General features: G+C 41.1%; 10 protein-coding genes. 4 read left to right on the top strand and 6 right to left on the bottom strand.

Features of this window, described 5'->3' with window-relative positions; genetic code table 11:
* Window positions 1–489: 489 nt before the first annotated feature.
* Together kdsA and ABWO12_RS04650 are read right to left on the bottom strand one after the other, a co-directional pair.
* Window positions 490–1,308, bottom strand: coding sequence for a 3-deoxy-8-phosphooctulonate synthase (gene kdsA / locus ABWO12_RS04655; protein WP_353087619.1), 819 nt, complete (start codon window positions 1,306–1,308; stop codon window positions 490–492).
* An 87-nt stretch (window positions 1,309–1,395) separates the two neighbouring features.
* Window positions 1,396–1,770: a 2-dehydro-3-deoxyphosphooctonate aldolase gene (locus tag ABWO12_RS04650; RefSeq protein ID WP_353087618.1), complete on the bottom strand. Its 375-nt coding sequence runs from the start codon at window positions 1,768–1,770 to the stop codon at window positions 1,396–1,398.
* A gap of 147 nt (window positions 1,771–1,917) precedes the next feature.
* Between ABWO12_RS04650 and ABWO12_RS04645 the strand changes: the two genes are divergently transcribed.
* The 3 genes from ABWO12_RS04645 to ABWO12_RS04635 are packed head-to-tail and all read left to right on the top strand — an operon-like array spanning window position 1,918 to window position 3,077.
* Window positions 1,918–2,481: a YeeE/YedE family protein gene (locus tag ABWO12_RS04645; RefSeq protein WP_353087617.1), complete on the top strand. Its 564-nt coding sequence runs from the start codon at window positions 1,918–1,920 to the stop codon at window positions 2,479–2,481.
* Entirely contained in the window at window positions 2,478–2,891 is a 414-nt protein-coding gene (locus ABWO12_RS04640) for a DUF6691 family protein (protein ID WP_353087616.1), read from the top strand. The genes ABWO12_RS04645 and ABWO12_RS04640 overlap by 4 nt, the downstream gene beginning before the upstream one ends.
* Window positions 2,892–2,942: 51 nt before the next feature.
* Window positions 2,943–3,077, top strand: a complete 135-nt coding sequence (locus ABWO12_RS04635) for a heavy-metal-associated domain-containing protein (protein WP_353087615.1) — start codon at window positions 2,943–2,945, stop codon at window positions 3,075–3,077.
* 134 nt (window positions 3,078–3,211) lie between these two features.
* Here the strand turns inward: ABWO12_RS04635 and ABWO12_RS04630 are convergent, their stop codons facing one another.
* The 3 genes from ABWO12_RS04630 to ABWO12_RS04620 all read right to left on the bottom strand — a co-directional run bounded on the left by ABWO12_RS04630 (window position 3,212) and on the right by ABWO12_RS04620 (window position 4,801).
* Entirely contained in the window at window positions 3,212–3,487 is a 276-nt protein-coding gene (locus ABWO12_RS04630) for an ATP-dependent Clp protease adaptor ClpS (RefSeq protein ID WP_073365358.1), read from the bottom strand.
* A gap of 6 nt (window positions 3,488–3,493) precedes the next feature.
* A complete protein-coding gene (prmA, locus tag ABWO12_RS04625; protein ID WP_353087614.1) occupies window positions 3,494–4,330 on the bottom strand; it encodes a 50S ribosomal protein L11 methyltransferase in 837 nt (278 codons plus the stop codon).
* Window positions 4,331–4,405: 75 nt separating this feature from the next.
* Entirely contained in the window at window positions 4,406–4,801 is a 396-nt protein-coding gene (locus ABWO12_RS04620) for a hypothetical protein (protein WP_353087613.1), read from the bottom strand.
* Window positions 4,802–4,957: 156 nt separating this feature from the next.
* Between ABWO12_RS04620 and ABWO12_RS04615 the strand changes: the two genes are divergently transcribed.
* On the top strand, window positions 4,958–6,166 hold the full coding sequence (locus ABWO12_RS04615; RefSeq protein WP_353087612.1) for a TonB-dependent receptor: 1,209 nt from the start codon (window positions 4,958–4,960) through the stop codon (window positions 6,164–6,166).
* A gap of 167 nt (window positions 6,167–6,333) precedes the next feature.
* Here the strand turns inward: ABWO12_RS04615 and katG are convergent, their stop codons facing one another.
* The gene (gene katG / locus ABWO12_RS04610) at window positions 6,334–8,607 is read right to left on the bottom strand and encodes a catalase/peroxidase HPI (protein ID WP_353087621.1); all 2,274 of its coding nucleotides are present in this window, start codon (window positions 8,605–8,607) and stop codon (window positions 6,334–6,336) included.
* Between the last annotated feature and the right edge of the window lie 78 nt (window positions 8,608–8,685).

Raw genomic sequence — 8,685 nt, 5'->3', positions numbered from 1 at the left:
TCAAAAACAGCCCACTGGTTACCCGTTGCTCCCGTTCCCAAAGTCCAAGGCGACGGATTTGTAGCTACGTCCGGTCCGGTCGTATTCTCAAATCCCTCAACTCCTGGAGTTGGAAATTGCGAAAATCCAGTGAAATGCACTAACGCGATCAGGATTAGTAATGTAATTTTTTTCATAAAAATTAATAATTGATGGGTTTGTTTGTATTTAAGTTGTTAGCTATCAAAAGTAAAAAAAAAAACCTAAAGTACACTGTTTTAAACTAAAAAACAATACTGTAGCGTGGCTTTGTAAGAAGAATATCGGACATTTTCTTGATTTTTGTAAGATTTAAATAGTGTAAAAAACATAGTCAGATTAATAACTTTTAAAGCAGTATGTATAAATGTAAAAATACCCTAATTAGAGGATATAAAATTTCACAAATTAGTTGTAAATAAGTACGTTCTCTTTTTTAATAAGGATTTAATTTCAAAAAATTAAAATCTACTAAAAATTGTTGATGACTTGTCGAATACTTGTTAACTTACGCATTAAATCTTCAAAATAATCCAAATGCAACATATTAGCGCCATCACTTTTGGCATTCGCAGGGTCAAAATGGGTTTCAATAAATATCCCATCTACACCCACTGCAATTCCCGCCTTGGCGATGGTTTCTATACGGTCAGGTCTACCACCAGTTACGCCCGACATCTGATTGGGTTGTTGCAACGAATGGGTGACATCTAAAACCGTAGTTGCAAACGCCTTCATTGTTGGAATTCCGCGAAAGTCTACAATCAAGTCCTGATAGCCAAACATACTTCCGCGGTCAGTAACCATTACGTTTTCATTGTGGCAATCCAATACTTTTTGTACGGCGTGTTTCATGCTTTCGGGACTCATAAATTGGCCTTTTTTTAAATTCACCGTCTTCCCCGTTTTTGCAGCAGCCACTACCAAATCGGTTTGTCGAACCAAAAAAGCAGGGATTTGTAAAACATCAACATATTGCGCAGCTTTGTCTGCATCCTCTTCCGTGTGAATGTCTGTTACTGTGGGTACATGAAACGTTTCAGAAACTTTTCGAAGAATTTTTAAAGCTTTTTCATCGCCAATCCCCGTAAAACTATCAATGCGTGAGCGATTAGCTTTTTTAAATGACCCTTTAAATACAAAGGGAATTTTATATGTATCAGAAATTGTAGCGAGTTTTTCAGCAATACGTAAGGCCATTTCTTCTCCTTCAATAGCACAAGGTCCAGCTAAAATAAAAAAGTTACCACTATCCGTATGTTTGAGCTGTGGCAGTTGATTTAAATCCATGAAAAATTAGTTTTTTAGAAACACAAAGATAGGAAATAAAACCCTAATCTCTTTTCGGATTCCTTTACGAGGGTAGGAAATCTAGGTTTATTTTTTGATGGTTAGCCCTTTGGGGCAAAGTAGCTTTCCTTTTTCAAACAAGTTGACATATAGCCGAAGGCTAGAGGTGCCAAAACTAACTTCATAAATCTCCAAAGTACCCGCGCCAGTAGTACTTTTTTTACTTTCATAGGGGCAACACACCTCCACTTTTTTCCATGTAATGGATTCGCCATTCAGTCCCGCCAGTGCTTTGAAAAAATAGTCTACATTTCTAGGGTTAATTCGTTCATTATCGTACCCCAAATTAATAGGATATTCCATGTTATATCCATACAAATCATCGGTGGCATATTCTTTTAAATCAAAATGGCCATCAATGGTTTGAAGTTTTTGCACCGAATTATCGATATTTTTTATCACAAATTTTCCGCTACCACAGCTCGTAATAAGGGCGAACAAAAAAAGGGAGGCAATATTTTTTTTCATGTTGTTAAATTGAGTTTCAAATTTGTTAATTTCTGTGCAATAATCAAACCACGATTTCTATTTTTGTAAAAAATATAACCTATGGAGATTTTTTCGGCAACTTGGCATTGGGCCATTTCTGGTTTTTTAATTGGAATGGTAATGTTAATTTTGATTTATTTTGGAAAAGGATTTGGCATGTCTTCCAATTTGAGAACATTGTGTTCGATGACTGGAGTAGGAAAAAAAGTCGCTTTTTTTCAATGGGATTGGAAAAGTCAACAATGGAACTTAGTCGTTGTTTTGGGAGCCATGGTCGGTGGATATCTCGCGGTACACTTTTTAAGTGCTCCCGATAATGTAGCTATAAATCCCAATACAATTTTAAAATTACAAAAATTAGGAATCGACGCTCCAAACGGAAAGCTACTCCCGCATACACTATTTGATATTTCTGCTTTACAGCAGCCCAAAATCATTGCCTTTCTTTTAATAGGTGGCTTCCTCATTGGATTTGGATCCCGCTATGCAGGTGGCTGTACTTCAGGTCATGCAATTACAGGGTTAAGTACCTTTCAGGGGCAATCCTTGAAAGCGGTTGTTGGTTTTTTTATTGGTGGTTTGTTGATGACGCATTTTATTCTCCCTTTACTTTTTAGGTCATGAAGTATATCAAATTTTTTATACTTGGTCTTTTTTTTGGTGTCGTACTTACCAAAGCGGAAGCGGTTTCTTGGTACCGTATCTTCGAAATGTTTCAATTTGATTCTTTCCATATGTATGGAATTATCATGGTAGCCATTGCAACAGGCATGATAGGTGTTCAATGGATTAAACGAAAAAAAATTACCGATTACCAAGGGCAACCTATTTCCATACCAGATAAAGAAAAAGGAACTTTCCGGTACTGGATTGGTGGATTGCTTTTTGGATTAGGTTGGGCCATGGTTGGGGCTTGTCCGGGACCCATTTTTATCCTTATGGGGGCAGGTTTTATGGCCGTAGGTGTACTCCTTGTTGGAGCACTTTTGGGAACCTTTGTTTACGGTTGGATCAAAGATTACTTGCCGCACTAAGTAACAATAGTTAAAAAGCAATTCGCCGAGGTGGACTATTTTTGAAAAAAAATGACCACTACTTTATACGTACAAAACCTCAAATGCGAAGGGTGTGCGCATACCATTACCAAACAATTACGTACAACGGATGCGTTACAAAATGTCATCGTTGATCTTCAACAAGGCACTTTTTCATTCACTTAACAAGTTGAATCGGATTTATAAACCGTCATAATAAGCTGAAATAAATAGGGTGTCCTGAACTTGGGGAGGCCAATATTGAAGGAGATAAAGCATTTTCCTATGTCAGTTGTGCGTTAGGAAAATTGTCGTGCTAATTACTGAATTTCAGCGCTTAAACCAGCATCCAATAACGCAGAACAGAGGGGTTTTAATTCGTCATAAGCCCCAGTTTTCACCCCGCATTTACCCGTATAATGTACTAAAATCGCACATTGTTCGGCTTGAATAGGGGTGTGGTCGCAAACGCGAATTAACGTGTCAATAACGTGATCAAAGGTGTTGACGTCGTCATTGAACAATATAATTTCGTGATGAAAATCTAAATCTTCAGCCAAAACGACTGACTCTTTTACTTTTTCAATCGTGCTCATTCTCATTTATTGTTTTTTATAACGAAGGGACGCCCAGTTGTTGCGCTCCCATTTTTTTTCAAAAACCAAACCAAAAGGTTGGCAAGCGGCATCCAAATAAGGGATATCATCCACATAAAACCCACTGAGTAGCAGGTGTCCCTCAGGGGCCAAACAACCCGCATAAGTGGCCATGTCGTTGATTAGAATATTTCGATTAATGTTGGCAATGATCACGTCATAAGACCTTCCCAGCAACAAACTTGCATCTCCTTCCTCTACCGTGATATGTTGGCAATGATTGCGCTCGGCATTTTCAATGGAGTTTACATAACACCATACGTCAATGTCAATGGCATCAATCGGTTGCGCTCCTTTCATTTCAGCTAAAATGGCTAAAATGGCCGTGCCACATCCCATATCCAACGTTTTTTTTCCTACCAAATCCATTTCCAACAATTGTTGAATCATCATGTGAGTCGTTTCATGATGCCCCGTACCAAAACTCATTTTGGGTTCGATCACAATGTCATAAAGCGCGTTTGTTTTTTCATGAAAAGGAGCGCGAACGTAGCACATTCCATCGACATCAATGGGATCAAAATTTTTCTCCCATTCTTCATTCCAATTGACCTGTTCTATCGTCTCAACCGTGTGTGTGATGCTAAATTCGGGCGAGTTGACAATATACAAGTTTTCAACCATTCCCGTTTCGTAGGCCGATTGCTGTATGTAAGCCGTTACGCCGTGTTCCTGTTCGACAAAACTTTCAAAGGGCAATTCACCCAACTCGGCAATTAAGATTTCTGTACCCGGATCTTTGGGTTCCACCGTAAAATGAAATCCTAAATAGACTACTGACATGTGTTTTTATTTTTGACAAAAGTACGTCAGGAAATGCAATAAAAAAAAGAACCCGACGAAGTGTCGGGTTAAATTTTATCGGTTCGGATGATTACAAGCTTCTTCAATGCGGTGAAATACATCATGTACATTTTGAAACGTACGCATGATTTCAACATCGGGCGCTCTATTGGTAATCAATTCGCTTAATTTTTTTGTTAGTTTCTGTAAAACCGCAATATTTTCCACCGCTTTTGGGGTTTTCAAATCGGCAGGCATAGTTGCTACATCCAAGGCTTCAGATTTTTGAACCAAGGCATCATGGCTGTTTTTGATCGGAGTCAAATTCCCTCCCTCTGCAGGATGGAACGTTTTCGATAGAAGTTCATGGTACTCATTAAGAGGTGCCCATTTGGCAGTAGCCGATTGTGCTTGAAGGTTTTGAAAGGCTAAAAAAGCAACGATAGCCAAAGCGAATTTTACAAATTTCATGAGTATATATTTTGAAGAGTAACAATTTTGTTGAGTCAAATATAAAAAAGTATTTCGATTTGCTTCTACAATTCATCCCGAATTTTCAACAGTTCGGTAGAAAGGATTTGAGCCTCTTAAAACAAGTGCCCAATTTTGCTTCAGAAAACCAGACCTATGAGAACCATCAGTACCTCTTTTTTTAGTCTATTATCGTATGTAATGTTTAGCCAACACACCGTAACGGGAATCGTTTTGAATGCCAAAAAAGCACCGGTCACAAGCGCTAGTTTTGGTCATGGTAAAAATCAAATCGATCTCGAACAAGACGAGGTGTACAATCAAGAAAATGCAGCTCATTTTAAACTCAAATTGCGAAAATCGTATTCCGATCGTTTCAAATGGACCATGGGGTTGGGTCAATTTATCACCTATTTCAAGGAACTGTTTTCCAATACCGCCCTACGTTTTTCCAGCGGTTATGATTTTCCTTTAAGTGCAGCATTTACCGAAGTCGATTGGATTTTTTCCAAAAAGGGCGCTGCCAAAATCGGGGCACGGCTCGCGCACAATGGGATGCTAAAGGAAACGCAACTCATGCCACGACTTTCCTTAGCGTATAAATTTGCCAAAAACCATCAGTTTTCATGGGCTTTTGGAACCTTTGCCCAAGCCCCAAGAGCCGATTATTTGAAGTATACTGCTACGATTCAAAGTAAACGCGCCGTCCATTATATCATGAATTATTTGTATACCCACGATCGACAAACTTTTCGGGTGGAAGTCTATGAAAAAGCCTACCAAGATTTGATTCAATTCAATACCCAAACACCACAATTCAATAGCGATTTTACCAACGGAGGGTCGGGCTATGCGCGTGGATTAGATGTGTTTTGGCGGGATGGGAAGTCGATTAAAAACTTGGAATATTGGGTGTCGTATTCGTTTATTGATAGCCAACGCAATTACCGTAATTTTCCAACCACGGTAACCCCCAATTTTATTGCCAAACACAGTATATCGCTGGTTGGCAAGTATTGGATTAACGACTGGAAATCGCAATTGAGTGTCACCCAAGTCCTCAGCTCGGGGCGCCCCTACAACAATCCCAACGAGTCCCTTTTTATGAATGGACGAACCAAGCCGTTTTCCAATTTAAGTTTGAGTTGGGCCTATCTTATTTCTTCCCAAAAGATTCTATTATTTTCGGTCAACAATATACTCGGTACCCAAAATGTCTTGGGGTATGAATACGCCAATACGCCCGATGCCAATGGGGTGTACAACCGACGGATTATCGAACCCACTGCCGATCGTTTCTTTTTTGTGGGCTTTTTTTGGACCCTAAGCGATAACAAAAAAGACAATCAGCTCAATAATTTATAGGCAGCAGACGTGGGGTGCTCCTACGAACATTCGTCCCGCTCTCCACTGTATCCCCGATCAAATCGGGGGATGCCGTTGCGATCGGGGCTGTATACACGAATAGATTCCAAAAGAAAAAGGGATTGTCTTACCAACAATCCCTTTTATCGCTTTGATTTTTTGCGTTCTTATTTTTTCATTTTGAGGTCAAAACGATCCAATTGCATCACCTTATTCCAAGCTGCGACAAAGTCCGTTACCATTTTTTCTTTGGCATCACTGCTGGCATACACTTCGGCCAAAGCACGCAATTCTGAATGTGAACCGAAAATTAGATCGGCACGCGTGGCCGTCCACTTCACCGCATCTGTTTTACGATCACGACCTTCGAATTTTTCTTTATCGGCATCGGTCGCTTTCCATACGGTATTCATATCCAACAAATTCACAAAAAAGTCATTGGTTAATGCACCCACTCGTGACGTTAAAATTCCCGTATTTTCATCCGAATGATGCACACCCATTGCCCGCATACCGCCCAATAAAACGGTCATTTCAGGTGCCGTTAGCGTTAACAATTGCGCCTTGTCTACCAACAATTCTTCTGTGGTAAACGTGTATCGCGTTTTTTTGTAGTTACGGAAACCGTCAGCCATGGGTTCCAAAACACCAAAAGAGGCCACATCGGTTTGCGCTTGTGTGGCATCCATGCGTCCGGGGGTGAAAGGAACCGTAACAGGAACACCTGCCGCTTTAGCCGCTTTTTCAACCCCTACATTGCCCGCCAAAACAATCAAATCGGCTAGGGATACTTTTTTGGTCCCCGAAGTGGTGTGGAATTTCTTTTGAATCCCTTCCAAGACGCCCAATACTTTATTTAACTGCGTTGGATTGTTGCATTCCCAATTGCGTTGGGGTAACAAACGTATGCGGGCTCCATTGGCGCCTCCTCTTTTATCGGATCCACGGAAAGTAGAAGCCGAAGCCCATGCGGTTTCCACCAATTCTTGCGTGCTTAAACCTGAATTGGCAATGGCTGTTTTTAAACTCGTAATGTCTTTGGCATCCACTAGCGGATGGTTTACCAGTGGAATGGGGTCTTGCCAAATTAATTCTTCTTTAGGTACTTCTGGACCTACGTGACGCGTTTTGGGTCCCATATCGCGGTGCGTAAGCTTGTACCATGCACGTGCAAAGGCATCTTCAAATGCCGCAGGATTGTCCAAGAAATTGCGTGAAATTTTTTCATATACCGGATCAAAACGCAACGACAAATCGGTGGTCAACATGGTTGCTTTGTGTTTTTTATTGGCATCAAAAGCATCAGGAATGATGTTAGCTCCGTTTTTGGCCACCCATTGATGGGCTCCTGCTGGACTCTTGGTCAATTCCCATTCGTTACCAAACAAAAGATTAAAGTAATCATGTCCCCATTTGGCAGGCGTTGTGGTCCAAGTTACTTCCAAACCAGAAGTAATGGCATCTGCACCTTTCCCACTGCGATACGTACTGGTCCAACCCATGCCTTGATCTTCAATAGAAGCCGCTTCGGGTTCGGGTCCTACATGAGAAGCTGCCCCTGCACCGTGCGTTTTTCCGAAGGTGTGCCCTCCAGCAATCAAGGCCACGGTTTCTTCGTCGTTCATACCCATGCGTCCAAACGTTTCGCGAATGTCTTTGGCAGCCGCCACTGGGTCGGGATTGCCATTGGGGCCTTCAGGATTTACATAGATCAATCCCATTTGAACCGCAGCCAACGGATTTTCTAATTTCCCGTCTTGGTAACGTTTGCTGTTGTCCAACCATTTCGATTCAGAACCCCAATACACATTGGACTCCGGTTCCCAAACGTCGGCGCGTCCTCCTGAGAAACCAAATGTTTTGAATCCCATCGATTCCAAAGCTACATTACCGGTCAAGATCATCAAATCTGCCCAAGAAATTTTGTTTCCATACTTCTGTTTGATAGGCCAAAGCAAACGTCGCGCTTTGTCCAAATTGGCATTGTCGGGCCAACTGTTTTGTGGGGCAAAACGTTGCTGTCCTGAACACGATCCGCCACGGCCGTCTCCCGTACGATAGGTACCCGCACTGTGCCATGCCATTCGGATAAACAAGGGGCCATAGTTACCAAAATCGGCAGGCCACCAATCTTGTGACTGGGTCAGTACCGCTTGAATGTCTTTTTTCAACGCCATATAATCCAACGACTTGAAGGCTTTGATATAATCAAAATTAGCATCCATCGGATTGATCAATTCAGAATTTTGACGCAATACCGATAAGTTCAACTGACTGGGCCACCAATCGCTGTTTTTGGTAGTTTTGGCATGAGTGGTGGTTTTGGCCGCGTCCAATGTACCATTATGGAAGGGACATTGGGACAAATCTTTGGCAGTATCTTGTGCATACGTTCCTAACGTTAGTGCACCAATCGCCATGAGACACATCGATTTTTTCATCATAGTATTCGGTTTTATGTTTGTTTGTATTTCCTTATGGAATGTAAAAATAAGTGGTATATTTGATTGATAAAAACG

The sequence above is a fragment of the Flavobacterium sp. genome (assembly GCF_040379285.1).
Taxonomy (GTDB): Bacteria; Bacteroidota; Bacteroidia; order Flavobacteriales; family Flavobacteriaceae; genus Flavobacterium.
The sequence above is the reverse complement of the archived record's forward strand: the minus strand, read 5'-3'. Positions and strand labels throughout refer to the sequence as shown.

What these genes read in the sequence shown, in the direction of transcription:
- kdsA (WP_353087619.1), bottom strand. Translation starts at nt 1,308, where the DNA reads ATGGATTTAAATCAACTGCCACAGCTCAAACATACGGATAGTGGTAAC.
- ABWO12_RS04645 (WP_353087617.1), top strand. Translation starts at nt 1,918, where the DNA reads ATGGAGATTTTTTCGGCAACTTGGCATTGGGCCATTTCTGGTTTTTTA.
- ABWO12_RS04640 (WP_353087616.1), top strand. Translation starts at nt 2,478, where the DNA reads ATGAAGTATATCAAATTTTTTATACTTGGTCTTTTTTTTGGTGTCGTA.
- ABWO12_RS04635 (WP_353087615.1), top strand. Translation starts at nt 2,943, where the DNA reads ATGACCACTACTTTATACGTACAAAACCTCAAATGCGAAGGGTGTGCG.
- ABWO12_RS04630 (WP_073365358.1), bottom strand. Translation starts at nt 3,487, where the DNA reads ATGAGCACGATTGAAAAAGTAAAAGAGTCAGTCGTTTTGGCTGAAGAT.
- prmA (WP_353087614.1), bottom strand. Translation starts at nt 4,330, where the DNA reads ATGTCAGTAGTCTATTTAGGATTTCATTTTACGGTGGAACCCAAAGAT.
- ABWO12_RS04620 (WP_353087613.1), bottom strand. Translation starts at nt 4,801, where the DNA reads ATGAAATTTGTAAAATTCGCTTTGGCTATCGTTGCTTTTTTAGCCTTT.
- ABWO12_RS04615 (WP_353087612.1), top strand. Translation starts at nt 4,958, where the DNA reads ATGAGAACCATCAGTACCTCTTTTTTTAGTCTATTATCGTATGTAATG.
- katG (WP_353087621.1), bottom strand. Translation starts at nt 8,607, where the DNA reads ATGAAAAAATCGATGTGTCTCATGGCGATTGGTGCACTAACGTTAGGA.